Raw genomic sequence first — 17,308 nt, 5'->3', positions numbered from 1 at the left:
GCTGATTGTGACTTCTCCGGCTTCTATCGGCTAGCGCAGCATTCTAATGTTTTCCTAGAAAACTACCCGAGTTCATCCAGTCGTCTCATCAACGTGCAGGACATTCCGATGCTATTAGCTTCTTCATCAGATCATAGACAGGGGTCAGCCAGTCCTCTGTCACTCGGATCATCCAGTTGGATAGATTCTTGTCATTCGTCAACAAGCCATGGCTTTCCCACTCTTTTACCTGACGGTAAAGCGAAAGATATTGAATGAACTTGTCTTAAATTACTTTCGACATGACGCGTTTACAAACCATTTTTTAATTTGTGTATTAAACTTGTACGATTGGATACGTCTAATTTCTGATAGATGTTACCGAGGTGTTTTTTCACTGTATTAATACTTATGCATAAGCGGTTGGAAATTTCTTCATTTGTATACCCTTTCAGTACTTGCTCATATAATTCTACTTCTCTGCGTGATAGGAGCATAAGTAGGTGATTCTTCTCTTTTCGATTATTTATCTTATACATATAAATAGAGTATGGAATAGGTGTTGGATTCTCTGACATGTGAATGTTCGGAGTGATTTTCATTGTCCAGTCACCAATGTCCAAAGAAAATGGCTTATCCATCGTAAATAAATCTTTGGCAATACCGGGTAAAATGGAATGTTGGAAAAATGACTCCACTGATTTCAGGGGCTCGATTTGATTGATGATTTCTTGTGCAGCTTCATTATAAAATAAAATTTGTTGAAAGCTACTCAATTGAATAATACCTAAATTATTATGTTCTTTTGTAAGATGGAATGAATTAATCGCTTGATACTCTTCCATGGCCATATAGTTTTTAATTAATTGGTTAATATGCATAGAAAGCGTTTGCAATACTTCCCTGTCTTTTTGGTTAAACGGCGCATCGCCTTCAAATCTTGTAAAGCCGATTCCACCTAATATTCTTTTCTCATCTGTGAAATACATCACCATTTGATCAATCATTTTATGTTTATTCATAAAATTAATGTATTCCGAATTACGGTAATCGGAGTTTTCTGCAATGCTGTCCATACTTAGCACGATGTTCCTCTTTCCAATAATATTTTTACTTTGTTTTTTGGGATTCATGATATCTTCATCCCTATAAACTTCCGTGTAATCTAAAATTAATTTATCCGGGTGATTTAAAAATTGCATATTATACATATTAAATTGACTATCTGAAAACCAAAATAGAGAATGATCAAAATTAAACAAAGAGGATAGCAATGATTGAATTCTTTGAAAGGTATTAGAAGACTGTATATCGCTGTGGTTAATTATATAGATTATTTTCTCGTAATCAGATTTCGTCAATCTCATAATTATCTCTCCATTCATCCAATTTTCAATAAAATTAATCTTTATTGTAACACAAGATTGATAATTCAGAAGAGATTATACTTTCGGGTAATTGTTTTAAATGAAAGCACTTGCGATAATTGAATTATATTATTGAAGGGGGTATTTCAATGAAGAAAACAGGTTTTATTTATGACGAGACGTATTTTTGGCATGATAATGGTTCAGGAGCTTTGCATATGCAGTCTGGCGGCTATATTCAGGCACATACGTACGGAGAAGATCCGGAAACAAAAAGAAGGTTTAAAAACCTGATGGATGTCAGCGGATTAACACCTCAACTTCAATCTATAGCACCTCGTGCTGCAACGCGGGAAGAGGTTGAATTATTTCATCTGCCCGACTATATTGATAAAGTGAAAAAGTTAAGTGATGAGAATGGCGGAGATGCGGGACATACCGCTATTGTTGGCAGAGGCTCGTACGAAATAGCATTATTATCTGCAGGTGGAGCAATGACTGCTGTTGATGCCGTAATGGAGGGCATGGTTGAGAATGTCTATGCATTGACAAGACCGCCGGGACACCATGCAGAAGCACAGGAAGGAATGGGATTCTGTTTATTCAATAATGTTGCTATAGCAGCTAAGTATGCAAAAGAGAAATACAATTTAGAGAGAATTTTAGTATTGGATTGGGATGTACATCACGGCAATGGCACTGAGCAAGCTTTTTACGAGGATGAGAACACGTTATTTATCTCAATCCATCAGGACCAGCTGTTTCCGGCAGGACGTGGATATGTAGAAGATTGTGGGGAGGGTGCAGGTAAAGGTTACAATATAAATATTCCACTACCAGCGGGTACTGGAAACGCAGGATATATGCACGCATTTGAAAAAATTGTAGAACCCGTAGTGAATCAGTTTAAACCAGAATTAATTCTCGTATCTGCCGGACAAGATCCAAGTTTCTTTGATCCATTGGCCAGAATGATGGTGACAGCAGACGGATTCAGAAGATTTTCTGCATTTATGAAAGAGTTAGCGGAGAAGCATTGTGACGGTCGTTTAGTATTATGCCATGAAGGTGGATACAGTGCGGCATATGTACCGTTCTGTTCTTTAGCCATTGTGGAAGAATTGAGTGGAATTAAAACGGATGTAGAAGATCCATTTATGGACGCATTCGGAGTCCAAGTAGAAAATTTATATGATCATGAGAAGGAAGCAGTTCAAAAAGTGATAGATCAGCAGTCTGTGTATTGGGATGTACTACATGCAAAAGTAAATTGAATTAATAAAGGTAAAGGGACCTTACATGTCCCTTTACCTTTATTATCCTAACTATTCACATTCTTTATAAGAATTTTGGAAGAAGGAGGATAAAATGAAATACAAAAATACAATATTTGTTACTTACTACAGTGTGATCAGTATACTCATGGCTTTCCCACCCTTTATTACATGGGCAAATCGAATTGAACCTATGATTGTAGGCTTACCGTTTTCCATGTTTTATTTATTTTCATTAGTAGGCCTAATGAGTGTCGGCATTATTGTGCAGTATATCGTGGAAGATAGACTTGGCGAGCTTGATGTTACAGTAGATATGCCTGAACAAACAGAAGAGTTGGGAGGAGAAAACAATTGACAGCAGCCATCCCAACTATCATGATTTTATCTTTTTTCCTGCTCATGATCTTTATTATAAGAAATAACTTGGGTGTAAGGACATTTAATGATTATGCGACGGCAAATCAGTCTTTTGGCTTTATTGCCATCACATTTTCTGTGCTCTCGACTTGGTATACAGGCGCTATGTACACAGCTTGGGCAGGGATGACCATTTCATATGGATTCATTGCACTTTATGTAGTTGCCTATGCTTCTATCACTTTAGTAATCATGTATTTCATAATTCCTCAAACATACGTATGGTCTACAAAATATCGAATTAGTACACAGCCGGAATTATTCGGCTTTAGATACCAAAGTAAAACACTTCGAATTTTAATGAGTACCTGGGGAATCCTATTCACAATTCCTTGGTTAATTGTTGAATTAGTAACACAAGGGATTGTGTTCTTTTATGCAACAGGCGGGCTGATTTCTCAATTTTGGGGAATGGTCATCGGAATAACGGTCGTCGTTATTTATGTGTCTCTAGGGGGTATGAGATCCGTTGTTACCGCCAATATGTTCCAAGGTGTCATCATGATCATCGGTGGTTCTTCATTAATGGTGTTCTTTATGTATAAATACTTTTCAGGCTATTCAGCAGGAATGTCAAAAGTATTGAGTGAATACCCATTACTGCTCACATATCCTGGACCAGGTTGGGAGCCTTCCATACCTTATTGGACGTCAATTGTTATTTTAAGTGGATTAGGCGGCTTTATGTGGCCGTGGGCTTACAATAAATTATTTGCTGGAGACAGTGTACGTTCATTGAAAATGGCCGCGCTTACTGCACCGATTATAGGGGGAATCTATTATGCTTTATTTGTTATCAGCGGTTTGTTTTTACATTCCTTTACAGATGCCAAGGCGGATCCCCAGGGAGCATTCCTATGGATTGCAAGTGAGTCGGGCCCTTTTGCTTTAGGATTATTAGGCATTGTCATCATGGCTACCAGTGTGGGAACTGTCAGTGGAATCATCCAAGCCATCAGTACAGTCGTTTCAAGAGACCTGGCCCCTCTTGTTAAAAAAAATATCACTGATAAACAAGGATTAACTATTGCCAGAATTGCAGTACTCGTCATAGCAGCGGTTTCTATTTTCTTTGGAACAGGAGATTTAGGTCTGATGGTATTTTTAGCCTTAGCTTCTTACGATGGCATAATCTTACTATTTCCTGTCGTCATTTTGGGATTATATTGGAAAAGAGCAAATAAAGTTGGAGCGATCACGGGTCTCCTAGTGGGTACAGGTTTATCTATGGTACTTCGATTAAGTAACCCTGGATTTATAGACGACTTAGGATGGCAACCGGGGGTATATGGTATGGTTGTCAGCTTCGCCATTATGATTATCGCCGGCTATTCTAAAAAACCAACTGCGTTTGCCGAAAGCCTTTGGAACGATATAGATTTAGCGTATAAAAAAGCTGATAAGGAAGTTAAATTACCCGTGATTCACGCAATTCAGGTACGCGATGAAAAATGAGTTTGGGGGATTTTTAGGGTGCCAATCCATCACATAACTCAGACACTATTCTGAATATGACAGAAGCGGCTCGTGTTGCTTCTAAAGAAAATGGCCAACTGTCTTTTGCGATGGTTGGCTGTTTTATATTTTTATAGCAGCTAATTAGTTGAGTGTATCTAAATGAGTTTTCTGACCGCCAAATCGGTCGGAGGCTCTTTTTCTATTTTCTCAAGTTACGATACTGACTTTTCATATTTTTCGTAAGCCCGTAATATAAAAACGTAACTTCTCGGTACGCTGCACAAACAACCCCGCTTCTTCGTTTTTCTCAAAGTAATTATTTTCCTGCACAAGCTAGCTGGATTTCTGGAGACCATGAATATACCCATCCAGCAACTCACACTAAAAGAAGCGCTGTTTGTTAAATGACAACAATCAGCGTTTCTTTTCCTAAATCAGATATCTTCTCAGTCTATAGAACAAATATTAAACTCTGTATCTCCACAACTAGTAACTAGCTTGCCATTTTCAAACTCACCTGGCTCAGGCGATAAAGTAGTGTGAACGTTAGAATTGGTTAATAACTGTAGCGCAGCGTCTATAGAACCTGCAGCGACAATTGCTTCATCGTAAAAACTTTTTTCATAATATCTTTCGTTATTCAAACGAAGGTGACTTACTTTTTCTCCCTTTAAAAATCCAACCATAAAAGCATCATCATAAATATTTTTACTGATTGATATAGGTTTTCCTTGCTTTGCAAATACGACTTCAGCTATCTTTGTATTTGCTGCCGCCTCTGTTACTGCAATAGGCGTTAAAGCAGTAGCAACTAACACCGTTGATAGTGAGACCTTCCAGAATTTATTCATATGGCCCTCCTTGGCATATGGGAAATTGACGATTAATAACACAAACAACTTCCACCTGTTTTTAATAGAAAAGTAAGGATTAAAGGTAATTACTTCCCTAATACTAATCATATAGATCGGAAGAATTAAAAGCAATAGGTGTTTTAATAAGCATAATAAACGTTATCCGTATGCAACTAAGCTAACTACATGATACGCTTTCGAGAATAGTCTGCATATTAGCCTTCGAAGACTTTTGAAAACCGTTTCAAAAAGTTATCAGGCGAAGTATGGAAGTTTTATACCATGTACTATAGCGTTTCTGTGTCCTGTTATATTTTCGACCAGCGAGACTGTTTCATACTCACAAATAAGAACAGAATTTATAGATTATATTTCAAAAAATAGAAAATAGAATTTATTCAAACTGAAGCTGTTGTAACCTAACAGTGATCTGATCAGTAGATATTAGATACCGTAACTGACATTATGCTAGAAATGTTTCCTGAAAAAATTTCGTGTGAAAATAAAGGAATCACCTCGAATGCCTTGAAGCCACAATCCAGCTTGAAAGACAACAAGTGATATTTCAAGCATCAAAAAATCAATTTCTCACGTTCTTAACATAAATAAGGAGTTATTCATTAAGTTGAATCTTTTGGCAGCAAATTGAATCGTTTACACATCAGATACCACAGACCCGAATCAGCAAAAAAGACAAAAAGAACAGTATTTAATTATTCCCGGCATAAGCACTCCCTATATCGCAAAATCCACCTGAGCGGCCTCTTCACTTTCTTCTATCAATTCTCGCTCTCGTTTGGAAACATAGTCTCGGACCGAACGGTCGGAACCTGTAAACTGATGGTGTTCTACTAATAGATCATAGATTCGTTTTGCCGTCCGGCGAAACTTCTTTTTCTTTTTAGAGTCCTCAAGCAGCCATTCATCGATAATCGGTTTGACTGGATCCATTACAGGGGATATTCTTTTTTGTCTGATCGGTATCTCCGGATTGAATTCTTCCATGTCGGAATACTTCTTCACCGTCCGCCGATCTACCCCCATCTGTCGTGCTACTTCTGCATAGCTTCGACTTTTAGTATTCGTTTCGTGTCTGATATAATTAACTTCAGCCATTGCTAACATCTCCTATACTACCTCCCGTAAAGATATGCCCAAACAGGAGTGTATGTATTTTTTCGGATGTTGGCAAGTGGCCTTTTTTATGTACATAAATTAGTTGCCGTTTTCTACATTTCTAGTGTGCCATAAACAATATGAACAGCGATCTATTAAAAGAGGATGTATTAGTGTATTTGGCAAGTAGAAAATATATGATTTGGCAGTTAAAAATGTAGCTACTTGCCAACATCCTTTTTTAATGATTGAGTAATGATTCCTTGTGTCGAAAACTCTCTCTATTAAATACCAGTAAATGTGAATAATGAATTAAACGATCAATAAACGCTTCCGTCAAGATCGGATCTCCAAATATATGATTCCACTGTCCGAACTGAAGATTCGTCGTAACGATCACACTTCGCTTTTCGTAACACAAAGTAAGCACTTGAAACAGGAGCTCTGCTCCTTGCTTATGCAGTGGTACGTAGCCCAGTTCATCTAAAATCAATAGATCCAATCCTTCTATCTGCTTGTAGATCTTACTGAGCGTGCCTTTCTCATGAGCTTCCAGTAGTTGATTCACCAGCTGTGCCACCGTATAAAAGCGTACTTTCCTTTTTGTCTGATGAATCGCATTCCAGCCACACAAGGAGGCTAGAAAGGTCTTCCCAACACCTACCCCTCCATATAAAATGAGATTCTCTTTCCTTTCAATAAATCTTCCTGCTAATACATCCTCTTTTAATAGATCGCTGTTCATATGAATGCCATCCCACTCAAATTGCCTGCCGGATATATCCGGCAATAACGATTGCTTGATGAGAAGATTCAATTTCCGTTCTTCCCGTTGCTCGATTTCCTTTTCAAACAGCTTCAGTAAAAACTCCTCTTGAGAGGCTGCTTCCACTTCATGATAATGTTCACGAATCCAACTGAGCTTCAATCGCTTCGCATGCTCTTCGATCAATTCCTTCATGACTGCCCACCTCCAGCCATCGCGAATAATTGGTCATAATGAGTAAGCCCCCGTGAAGCAGATTCTACCATCGGTAATTTCTGTGGCATTCGCGGAAGCGATAAGGTCTCTCGAATGCCGCGTCCATTCACTAACTGATAGTAGACATGCTTGATCGACTCGGCAGTTGGATGTCCATGGTCAGAAGCCATACGTAATGCCTCAGTCGGCAGGTCGAAGCCCTGCTCCTTCAGAAGAACGGCCAGTAAGCTCAATGCCGCTTTCTTCTCTTCCAGCGAACAGGCTTCAAAGTAGAGCTTCCATTCTTCCGGTAGCTGGTCATAGAAGGAGCTGTATTTCAATGCCGTTGGCCGTTTGGCCATCAGTGTTAAGTATGGCTGCCAATTCATCGCTTTTCGTTCGCTTCCATAGAGTCGTGGGTGTGTGATGAGAATTTCATTCTTTTCATTTAGAATGGTTACTTGATCGAATGAAAGCTTGGCTGTCACTGCTTGTCCTGCAAAGCGGGGTGACGTGGAATACTGTTTTCGGTCAATCCGGATAAATCCATACTTGTCTGCTTTCAAATGTTCATAGCGAATGCATTCATAGGCTTTGCCTGGCAATTGTAACAGCTGCTCCTTGTCTGCCAAATGAAGTTCGGAAATCGGCAGCTCCTTTTCGTAATGTACTCTTTTTCGATCGCCCACACTCCAGGCAAAGGCTTGTTCATTTACGTCTGCCAAACGATGGTACGGTACAGCCGGCAACAGATAATTATTGCGGATATACTTCACCATGGACTCCACATGCCCTTTCTCATTGCCGCTGTTCGGATTGCAGAATTCATAGGAAAAACCATAGTGTGCAGCGAATCGCTCAAACTCTTCTGTGAGTTCCCGTTCGCCTTCCGGCAATACTTTTTTGACGGCAGGTGACAGGTTGTCAAAACGGATGGTATGCGGCACGCCCTCCATAAATTCAAACATATTCGCTAACCCTTGCAGAAAACATTCCCGGTTCTGCGACGGGAACACCTGGTATAGAAATGCGTTACTGTAAGGGAAGGAAAGGACCAAGAAATGCCGAATGACTTCCTCGCCTTCATGCAGGAAAGGGGCTTCTCCAAAATCCACCTGAGCGGCCCCTGGCTTTGTTTCTAATGGCAGAGCGGCCTCTTCACTTTCTTCTACCAATTCTCGCTTTCATTTGGAAACATAGTCTCGGACCGAACGGTCGGAACCTGTAAACTGATGGTGTTCTACTAATAGATCATAGATTCGTTTTGCCGTCCGGCGAAACTTCTTTTTCTTTTTAGAGTCCTCAAGCAGCCATTCATCGATAATCGGTTTGACTGGATCCATTACAGGGGATATTCTTTTTTGTCTGATCGGTATCTCCGGATTGAATTCTTCCATGTCGGAATACTTCTTCACCGTCCGCCGATCTACCCCCATCTGTCGTGCTACTTCTGCATAGCTTCGACTTTTAGTATTCGTTTCGTGTCTGATATAATTAACTTCAGCCATTGCTAACATCTCCTATACTACCTCCCGTAAAGATATGCCCATACAGGAGTGTATGTATTTTTTCAGATGTTGGCAAGTGGCCTTTTTTGTACATAAATTAGCTGCCGTTTCCTACATTTCTAGTGTGCCATAAACATTGAAAGGAAAGAGAATCTCATTTTATATGGAGGGGTAGGTGTTGGGAAGACCCTTCTAGCCTCCTTGTGTGGCTGGAATGCGATTCATCAGACACAAAGGAAAGTACGCTTTTACACGGTGGCACAGCTGGTGAATCAACTACTGGAAGCTCATGAGAAAGGCACGCTCAGTAAAATCTACAAGCAGATAGAAGGATTGGATCTATTGATTTTAGATGAACTGTGCTACGTACCACTGCATAAGCAAGGAGCAGAACTCCTGTTTCAAGTGCTTACTTTGTGTTACGAAAAGCGAAGTGTGATCGTTACGACGAATCTTCAGTTCGGACAGTGGAATCATATATTTGGAGATCCGATCTTGACGGAAGCGTTTATTGATCGTTTAATTCATTATTCACATTTACTGGTGTTTAATAGAGAAAGTTTTCGACACAAAGAATCATTACTCAATCATTAAAAAGGATGTTGGCAAGTAGCTACATTTTTAACTGCCAAATCATACATTTCTTACTTGCCAAATACACCCGCTGAATGAGCGACATCTACATGGGCTGCTTACGGAATACATCAAGGGCTATTACAACACGCACCGGACGCATCAGGGAATCAATGGCAAGACACCAATCCCTTCACCCGTTTACCTTCCGACTTCGGCAGAAGATACTGTATTGGAAGCTACCCCGTTGTTAAACGGTCTCTACCATACATACAAGAAAGCGGCTTAACCAATCCAGTTGAATATTTTTAACAGCCTTTTGAAAATGCTTATTTGGCATAATAATACTTTTCTTCCCTTACTTTCCAACCCCCTCTTTGAATCGGATGTTGAAAATCCAAAAATCTGGCTGAATTGAAAAAGCCATCCGGTGAAATCGTGATGATTTCTGTCCGGATGGACTTTTTGAAGGCGACAGGACGCATCAGGGAATCGACGGCAAAACACCAATCCCTTCACCGGTTTACCCTTCGACTATGGCAGAAGATACCGTATTGGAAGCCACGTCGGTGTTACATGGTCTCTACCATACATACAAGAAAGCGGCTTAACCAGTTCAGTTGAATATTTTTTAAAAGCCTGATGAAAAGGCTTATTTGGCATGTTCAAATTTCTATTCCCCTATTTACCGACCGCACTTTACTCCAAAATACCTGAGTAAATTCATGAAATCCTGCTAAATAAAAAAGCCATCCGATGAAATCGCAATGATTTCTGTCCGGATGGACTTTTTGAAGGCGACACGCATGATAGTTAGAAAAAGACCCCATGGATGTGTACTAATTAAAGTATAATCCATGAGGTCTAGTTCCACTATGTTCACTAGAATACTAGTTTTTATAGTAACGTTTCGTTTTTAATTAGTTAGAAGTGTTTACACCAGCTGTTTCTGTTGGTGATCCAACTAGAGCATTTGCAGCTGCACCAGTTGCAACAACAGTACTAGTTGAACCAGTAGTTGCACTTGTAACTACTAATTGGTTAGATGCATTAAATGAAGCAGTTGCATCAGTACCAAGTACTGCATTCAAAGCTGTTAAGAAATCAGCTTTTGTAGTAACAGTATCAGCAACCGTATACGTTTTTGCAACAGTATCAACTGTATAGATTAAATCTTTTCCATTTTCAGAAGTTGTAAGAGCAGCTAGAGCTACATCGTCTGCAATTGCAACAGAACCTACTGAAGTTCCTGCAGTTGCAGGAACGTTTGCTTCTGGAGTAGCGTTAACTGTAGTAGAAACAGTTGAATCCACAGATCCGTTGTTTCCAGTTACACGTACATCATAAGCTGTTCCGTCTATCAGACCAGTAATCGTGTACGTTGTTCCTGTTGCTGAAGTAGTAGCTGTTGTCCAAGTACCAGCAGCTGCTTTGTATTCAACTTTGTAGCTTGTTGCATTTGATAATGCAGTCCAGTCAACTTTTAATTCACCATCATTGCCTGCACCAAGTACGTCAGCCGCTGAAACACCAGTAACTGTTGAAGCTGCAAAGTTAGCATTGTTAGATATAGCATCAGTATCTAATACTTTGCCGTTTACACGTACAGTACCAGCTTTAGCAACGTTTTGTTTTTTATCTTTAATATCAATAGCAGGATTATCAGTAGTTACACCAACAACTTTCACGTCAACAGTGTTTGCTACTGCAATATTATCAGCAAGTTCTATTACAACTTCCTTATCATTGCTTGCTCCGTTAGCAACAGAGGAAATTCTCTGTTCAGATCCACCAATTACAACCGCAAGATCTGCAATAGTAACTGCGTTAGAAGTTAAGTTACCAATAGATTCACTAAATGTAAGCTTGATTTTCTTAGTTTGAGTAGCCGTTGCTGTATCGCTTACAAGGAATTCAGCCTTATTAAGAGTTGGTTGTGTATTGTCTACTAATGTAACAAGGTTAGTGTAAGCGTCTTTTGTAGCTTCACTCTTGACAATCACACTGCCATCTTTTGTCTTAACATTTTTGCTGATTTCAAGTAATTGCTGATTGTCAACTTTTGCAAAGCCCTCTGGTAATGTAATAGTAACCACAGTATTAGCATTATTCATTGCAATTTGAGAGCCTGTCAATGCTTTTCCATCTAATGTGTAATTTGACAGATCAGTTGCTGATGCAGACATTTCCTGTGCATATGTGATTGTCAATGTATTAACATTAACACCATTTACATTACTATTAGTAGCAGCCGATGAAGTAACTCCTGCTACTACAGGTGCAGCCGTTGTATCTTTATTAATAATTACAGATCCCGTTGTGTTTTGTACATTTTCAGCAGATTTAACTAATCCAGGAGATAATGTCACCGTGAAAGGAGCCTTATCGTTTGCAGGTGAAGAAGCACTGAATCCGTCAAGCGTAATAAGAAGTTCATCATTGTTTTGAAGTGCTACTGTACTAACAGCACGTGATATACCATCTTTATCTGTAACCTTGACTTTAGATTTATCTAATGTTCCAACTGCAGTTACATTCTTATCGAATTTCACAACAAGCTGACCACCATTAGAGTTAGAAATTTTATTTTCTAAGCCTGGTTTGATAGTTGGTGCACCCATCTCTTTCGAGATTGTTACATTACCAGTCGCTTTATTACCAACGTTATTAGCAGCGTCTTTATAACCTGCTAGCTCATATGATAAGTTAGCTGATGTTTCGTCTTTGCCGTATAAAGGATTTATAGATGATCCGTCAGCTACAAATGTTATTTTCCAAGTCTTTGAATCTTTTTGTGTAACACCGTAATTAGCATCTGAAACGCCTAATGTAAATGTTGTGTTACCCTTTTTAATAATAAAGCTTGCTTGATTTAGTGCAACAGAATTAGCAAAATCACTATATTTAACTGGTTCGCTAAATTCAATTTCAAAAGAACGTGAATCGTTCTTACTTTGAGTTACTTTTGAAACTGCCGGAGGTGTTACATCTGTGCTAATTGTATAGCTTCCAGTTACTACAGCTGCAGTATTAGTTTGTGGTGATGCCACAGTATCTTTTACATCATAAGCCACAACTCTATGTGTTCCTACAGCTACTAGTTCTTCAGGAAGTACATCGTTTAGAATGATAGAATAGTCTCCAGTATCTTGAGAGATGGTTGGAGCAGTGTTTAAAGGACCAGCTGGATCATAAACTGTTACATCATCAACTTTTACTACTCCAATACCAGCAGTAGTATTAATAGGCTCATCAAATACTAATTTCAACTTACCTGCTGAATTGATAGACGTACTAAGTAATTTTGGAGCAGCAGTATCAGTAAATGTTTTTGTAGTATCTGTATATTTAGCAACTTTTGATTGCTTGTCAGCAGATAGAACGCCGTTTTTCACGTCAATTGAGAACTTATCAGCATTTGCTAAAGCAGTAGCAAGCTTGAATGTTACAGTGTTTGTTGTAGCATTAAATTCAGTCACATGTAATACGTTACCTGTTTGAACTGCCGGTGAAGACTGAAGTCGTCCAGCTACAGCTGATGCAGTATCATACTTGGCACCATTCTGTGAAAGAATATAATTAGAAAGATCACGTGCAGATGCAGAGTCCACTGCTTGGTTGAACTTCACTTGAATTTCTGTAGGGTTAATCGCACTTTCCAGTCCATTCGCTCTAAATTAAAAGGCTCACAAACCCTTTAGTATCAATGGTTTGTGAGCTTTCATAAATTTAAGCAATTCAGGTTAATGTCGATTATGTTAACGACCCTGCCCGTACTTTTTGCACTTTTTCACGCCACATGCCATACCTTGGGAGCTACCACCACACGTCCCGCAGCCTCTTCAAAGGGAGCGTGACAATGGCAGTAGCAACCTGTGTAATAGACAGGCTACCCACTGGTAGTCACGTCCATTCATCGTACTTGTTCTTTTGGTCGTGGCTGTACAACTTGGTGTACCAGGCAGTAGTTTCCGGCCTGTCATGTCCGAGAAGCTCCTGGGCTTCCTCCTCGTCCATGCCGGACTGAATCATATTCACCGCGTACGTGTACCGCAAGGTATGCGGGGTGATATTTCTCCCCAAGACAGCGGAATAGGTGTCAAAGTGATGATAAATGAGTTTCTCTCCGACTTCTCTCGTACGCATTTGATTGATGAATACATAAGGAACTTCATCCGTCCGGCTGTCGAGATAAGCTTGTAGCAGCTCGGAGCAAGCTTGTGTGAACAAAACGACCCGCTCTTTATCGTACTTGCCAAATACTAGTATGCTTCGTTCCGTCCAATCTATAGCCGATTGTTGTAAATGCCGTAATTCGGTAATTCGCACTCCCGTCGTCACCAGTACCTCGACCATCGCCGCCTCAAATGGCTTTCCTCTTACGGTATCCCGCAAAATCGCAAGTTCGGGCGGCGTCAGATACGTGGGCAGCTTCTCTTCCGTTCTTGGATAAGGGATTCCTTTTGTCGGGTTAATGGGGACAATCTCATCTTCTTCGCAATAGGCAAAGAACTTTCTCAGTCCCCTCAGCTTGGTGGCAATCGTCGATAGCCTGTACCCTTGTCCTTCCAAGCTGATGAACCAGTTCCGAATATCCTGTTTGGTGACATTCTCCACGGGTTTTTGTACATGGTGAAGCAACTGTCTGACTGATGCCGTATACTGCTGAATGGTACTCGGGTCGAGCCGAAATTGGTACTCTACCTTAAATCGTTCCACGTGATCGATGGTATCCATTCTCTTCCTCTCCTTAGCCCATATGCATGCGATATGATTTGATCAATTTCCATTTCGGTGTCCGGGCATAGATTCTGGTGGTGGAACGGCTTTTATGGCCCAGTTCATTTGCGATAAAGGCGAGGTCGGCCCCTTTCGTACGTAAGTCTGTTGCAAAGGTATGCCGCAAACGATGTGGATAGAGAGAATCTTGGATGCCTGCTTCCTCGCCTAGCCGTCGGATAATTTTGTAGATGGTCGTTCTGGACAGTCTGTACCCCCATTTCGAAACAAAAGCGGCCGGATCGCTGTCCGTGCGGGAATCCAAATAGCGTTCGAGTGCAATGGAACATCCATCGGTAAAGTTGACCGGTCGAATCTTTCGTCCTTTGCCGGTCACATGTGCTCTTCGCTCTTCAATATCCACATCCGACCGATCTAACGTAACCAACTCGTCCACTCGGCAACCGGTGCTGACCAGCAGCTCAAAAATCGCCCGGTTTCTTGGCGTATCCGTTTCGCTCGCCGATCGCATTTTTGCCACTTCTTCTTTGGACAGGTATCTGGGAAGCGGTTTTGGCAGTCTTGCATACCATCTTTTTTTAATGGGAATCCGATCCACATAGCCTTCATCGACGCAAAATTGATAAAAAGAGGAAAGAACCGATAGACGATAGTTGACCGTCGATTTGCTAAGAGTTTCCTGCCTCTCTTTCAGCCATTCCAACATTTCATTGGGCGTCAACTCGGTATAACATTCCGTTCGGTTTTTAAAAAAGTTGGCTAGAAATCGCTTGTAGTTGCGAATCGTCAGCGGGCTTAAATTTGCTAACTTCAAATGGGATAGATACTCATTTATTGTCCTTTGGGTTTCTTCATTAACGAATAGCTCTTTTATTTGCCAATAGTCTTTCTCGACTGCCTTTCTCTTCCCGGCTGCTGGAGCGGGGGATTGATGAATATACTTCTGTTGAACGCAAAATTGGTAGAAACTTCGGAGCCCGCTGATATAGGCACTCAGGGTATTCTTTTTGCATATCGCTTGCCGTCTGATTAGCCAGCCCTCCACGTCCTCCGCTTTCACTTCCGAGAAAATTAATTCTATATCCAGAAAAAACCTTTGCAACTTATATTTCTCGGATTTTATGATTCTTTCACTCCTGTCTCGCTGTTTTAACTGCAGTAAATACGCATTGATAGCCGTCACATTTTCCGGAGCCATCAACGGGTTAGTGAGCACCCAGTATTCTTCCGGTTTGACCGGGTTCTCTTTCACATGGCCTCTTTTCAGACAATACTCATAGAAGTGTCGGAGGGTATTGCGTACCCCCGTCGTGATGGACTTGTTTTTTGCGAACTCGCTCTCGTGCATCCAGTCTTCTATTTCTTTAGGTTGGATATCAGAAAAAACCTTTGAATTCTCTTTGAAAAAATATTGCAAGTATCTCTTGGACACTGCTATGGAAGATCGTCCTTTATTCGCCTTTTCTAAGCTGGACAGAAATCGATTGATCACCTGCAGATTTTCCTGGTTAGCCAAGGTGATGCCCACTTCCCCATACTTTCTTTTGCTGGGAGGTGTTTTTTTATCTGGTACGGGGGATTGATCCATATACTTTGCCTGCACACAATAAGTGTAGAAAGCTCTTAGTTTTTTTAGATAAAGTCCAATCGTACGGGCTGTTCGTTTTTGTTCCTGTCCGGCCAGCCAGTCTCTGATTTCTACCGTAGTGATCGCGGAAAAGATTTTCTCTTCCTGCGAAAAAAATTGTCGCAACGTGCTGCGTTGACCAATAATCGTTGCTTTACTGACTTCATTTTCTTTCTGGCTGAGTAAAAACTGATTGACCGCCGCTTTCGTTTCAACATTACTAATTTCATTGTGAATTTCCCAATAGTTCTGCCGGCTGGAAAGCGGTGATTGTTCCATTCTTTTGGCTTCCACGGCAAAGTTGTAAAATGCCCGCATCGTTTTCCGATATTCTTCCACGGTCTTATCTGACCTTTGCTTGGTTTGTTCAGTTAACCAGTTCAAGATTTCTTCCTTTGTTACATGAAAAAACTGCGTTTGCCTTGTCGAGAAAAAACGACGGAGAACACTCCGATGACGTTGCGTGGCATATGGGCTTTTAGTTAGCTTTTCAAAATGAACCAAGAACGCTTTTACCATTTCCGCATTTTCGGGATGCAGGATTTCATCGTTCAACTCTCGATATTTCTCCATTTTCACGTTCTTCTCCCTTCTATGAGTTATACCGATCATATTCGCGTCTTTGATCGACACTCCGTAACCTCGTGTAGATGCTGGTACTATTCAGATTGGCATGTCCCAAGTAATCTTGAAGATAGACATCCTCCATCCCCTTGATCGTTAGATCCGTGGCAAAGGTATGTCGCATGGTATGTGGTGTGACTTTAAAACCGAGTGCTGTAGAATACTCCCGAAATCGTTGCTGGACTAAACATTGACTGAGTGGCTGTCCTCTTTGATTACAAAACAAATAGTCGCTTTCCATGGTTCGGGTATCCAAATAGGCTTTCATCCGTACCATACAGGCGGAAGTGAAACTGACAAAGCGTTCGTGTCCGTTTTTTGATTTGCGAATCCATATTTGTCGTGATTCCCATTTGATATCTTCCAATCGAATGTTCAGCAATTCACTAATTCTAACCCCCGTGGTATACAACGCTTCGACAATCGCACGTTCCCGGACATCGTCTAATGTCCATTCGCGAAGTAAGGCTAATTGCTGTCTGGATATATACCGCGGGAGGGAGTCTTCCTTTTGTGGAGACCTCACTCGTTTTGCTGGACTTTGTTTGACAATATTTTCTTCGAGACAATACGTGTAAAATGACTTGACGGCTACCAATTTTAGTTGGATGCTGCGTGGTTTCAGTCCTTCCTCTGTCATACTTGCCATCCAAGCACGAATATCTTTGGCTTTCACCTCATTCAGAGGTTTTTCACAGTGAGAAAAAAACTGAGTGAGGGCGATGGAATACGCCCGCACTGTCTCTTTGGAGAATTGATTATAGTTATCATCGAAAAACTCTTTAATGGTCTTCTGATTCATCTTCA

Annotated in this window: 10 protein-coding genes and 4 pseudogenes; 4 read left to right on the top strand and 10 right to left on the bottom strand. The window is 40.6% G+C overall.

The genetic code is table 11. From position 1 onward, the window contains the following. Nucleotides 1-81 precede the first annotated feature (81 nt). Together GDZ68_RS18420 and GDZ68_RS03535 are read right to left on the bottom strand one after the other, a co-directional pair. A pseudogene (locus GDZ68_RS18420) lies at nt 82-265 on the bottom strand (IS66 family transposase); the annotation flags it as partial. Nucleotides 266-290: 25 nt separating this feature from the next. After that, nucleotides 291-1,346, bottom strand: a complete 1,056-nt coding sequence (locus tag GDZ68_RS03535; RefSeq protein ID WP_194841043.1) for a response regulator transcription factor — start codon at nt 1,344-1,346, stop codon at nt 291-293. A gap of 149 nt (nt 1,347-1,495) precedes the next feature. Here GDZ68_RS03535 and GDZ68_RS03530 point away from each other — a divergent pair, with 149 nt between their 5' ends. From GDZ68_RS03530 to GDZ68_RS03520, 3 genes are all read left to right on the top strand, one after another. Further along, nucleotides 1,496-2,620 (top strand): class II histone deacetylase, encoded by a 1,125-nt coding sequence (locus GDZ68_RS03530; protein WP_153720900.1) that lies wholly within the window; start codon nt 1,496-1,498, stop codon nt 2,618-2,620. 94 nt (nt 2,621-2,714) lie between these two features. After that, entirely contained in the window at nt 2,715-2,978 is a 264-nt protein-coding gene (locus tag GDZ68_RS03525; RefSeq protein ID WP_153720899.1) for a hypothetical protein, read from the top strand. After that, a complete protein-coding gene (locus GDZ68_RS03520) occupies nt 2,975-4,495 on the top strand; it encodes a sodium:solute symporter family protein (RefSeq protein WP_153720898.1) in 1,521 nt (506 codons plus the stop codon). The genes GDZ68_RS03525 and GDZ68_RS03520 overlap by 4 nt, the downstream gene beginning before the upstream one ends. A gap of 449 nt (nt 4,496-4,944) precedes the next feature. Here GDZ68_RS03520 and GDZ68_RS03515 read toward each other — a convergent pair whose 3' ends face one another. The 4 genes and pseudogenes from GDZ68_RS03515 to istA form a co-directional block, all read right to left on the bottom strand. Further along, nucleotides 4,945-5,349 (bottom strand): hypothetical protein, encoded by a 405-nt coding sequence (locus tag GDZ68_RS03515; protein WP_153720897.1) that lies wholly within the window; start codon nt 5,347-5,349, stop codon nt 4,945-4,947. A gap of 759 nt (nt 5,350-6,108) precedes the next feature. Then, a pseudogene (locus GDZ68_RS03510) lies at nt 6,109-6,477 on the bottom strand (IS21 family transposase); the annotation flags it as partial. Between the two features lie 232 nt (nt 6,478-6,709). Beyond that, nucleotides 6,710-7,429, bottom strand: coding sequence for an IS21-like element helper ATPase IstB (gene istB, locus GDZ68_RS03505; RefSeq protein WP_153720896.1), 720 nt, complete (start codon nt 7,427-7,429; stop codon nt 6,710-6,712). Continuing rightward, a pseudogene (gene istA, locus GDZ68_RS03500) lies at nt 7,426-8,946 on the bottom strand (IS21 family transposase). The gene istB and the pseudogene istA overlap by 4 nt, the downstream one beginning before the upstream one ends. 126 nt (nt 8,947-9,072) lie before the next feature. Between istA and GDZ68_RS03495 the strand changes: the two are divergent. Beyond that, nucleotides 9,073-9,531: pseudogene (locus tag GDZ68_RS03495) on the top strand (ATP-binding protein); the annotation flags it as partial. An 899-nt stretch (nt 9,532-10,430) separates the two neighbouring features. Here GDZ68_RS03495 and GDZ68_RS03490 read toward each other — a convergent pair. The 4 genes from GDZ68_RS03490 to GDZ68_RS03475 form a co-directional block, all read right to left on the bottom strand. Then, nucleotides 10,431-13,139 (bottom strand): fibronectin type III domain-containing protein, encoded by a 2,709-nt coding sequence (locus GDZ68_RS03490; RefSeq protein WP_153720895.1) that lies wholly within the window; start codon nt 13,137-13,139, stop codon nt 10,431-10,433. A gap of 274 nt (nt 13,140-13,413) precedes the next feature. Beyond that, entirely contained in the window at nt 13,414-14,247 is an 834-nt protein-coding gene (locus GDZ68_RS03485; RefSeq protein ID WP_153720894.1) for a tyrosine-type recombinase/integrase, read from the bottom strand. Between the two features lie 13 nt (nt 14,248-14,260). Continuing rightward, the gene (locus GDZ68_RS03480) at nt 14,261-16,381 is read right to left on the bottom strand and encodes a tyrosine-type recombinase/integrase (RefSeq protein ID WP_194841042.1); all 2,121 of its coding nucleotides are present in this window, start codon (nt 16,379-16,381) and stop codon (nt 14,261-14,263) included. 88 nt (nt 16,382-16,469) lie between these two features. Further along, nucleotides 16,470-17,303: a tyrosine-type recombinase/integrase gene (locus tag GDZ68_RS03475; protein WP_153720892.1), complete on the bottom strand. Its 834-nt coding sequence runs from the start codon at nt 17,301-17,303 to the stop codon at nt 16,470-16,472. Nucleotides 17,304-17,308 lie beyond the last annotated feature (5 nt).

The organism is Sporosarcina cascadiensis (assembly GCF_009650995.1).
GTDB classification, from domain to species: Bacteria; Bacillota; Bacilli; order Bacillales_A; family Planococcaceae; genus Sporosarcina; species Sporosarcina cascadiensis.
This window is presented reverse-complemented; position numbering and strand designations above follow the sequence as displayed.

Bases quoted from the DNA above. Each gene is read 5' to 3' on its own strand.
- GDZ68_RS03535 (WP_194841043.1), bottom strand. From the start codon at position 1,346: ATGAGATTGACGAAATCTGATTACGAGAAAATAATCTATATAATTAAC.
- istB (WP_153720896.1), bottom strand. From the start codon at position 7,429: ATGAAGGAATTGATCGAAGAGCATGCGAAGCGATTGAAGCTCAGTTGG.
- GDZ68_RS03515 (WP_153720897.1), bottom strand. From the start codon at position 5,349: ATGAATAAATTCTGGAAGGTCTCACTATCAACGGTGTTAGTTGCTACT.
- GDZ68_RS03485 (WP_153720894.1), bottom strand. From the start codon at position 14,247: ATGGATACCATCGATCACGTGGAACGATTTAAGGTAGAGTACCAATTT.
- GDZ68_RS03525 (WP_153720899.1), top strand. From the start codon at position 2,715: ATGAAATACAAAAATACAATATTTGTTACTTACTACAGTGTGATCAGT.
- GDZ68_RS03475 (WP_153720892.1), bottom strand. From the start codon at position 17,303: ATGAATCAGAAGACCATTAAAGAGTTTTTCGATGATAACTATAATCAA.
- GDZ68_RS03530 (WP_153720900.1), top strand. From the start codon at position 1,496: ATGAAGAAAACAGGTTTTATTTATGACGAGACGTATTTTTGGCATGAT.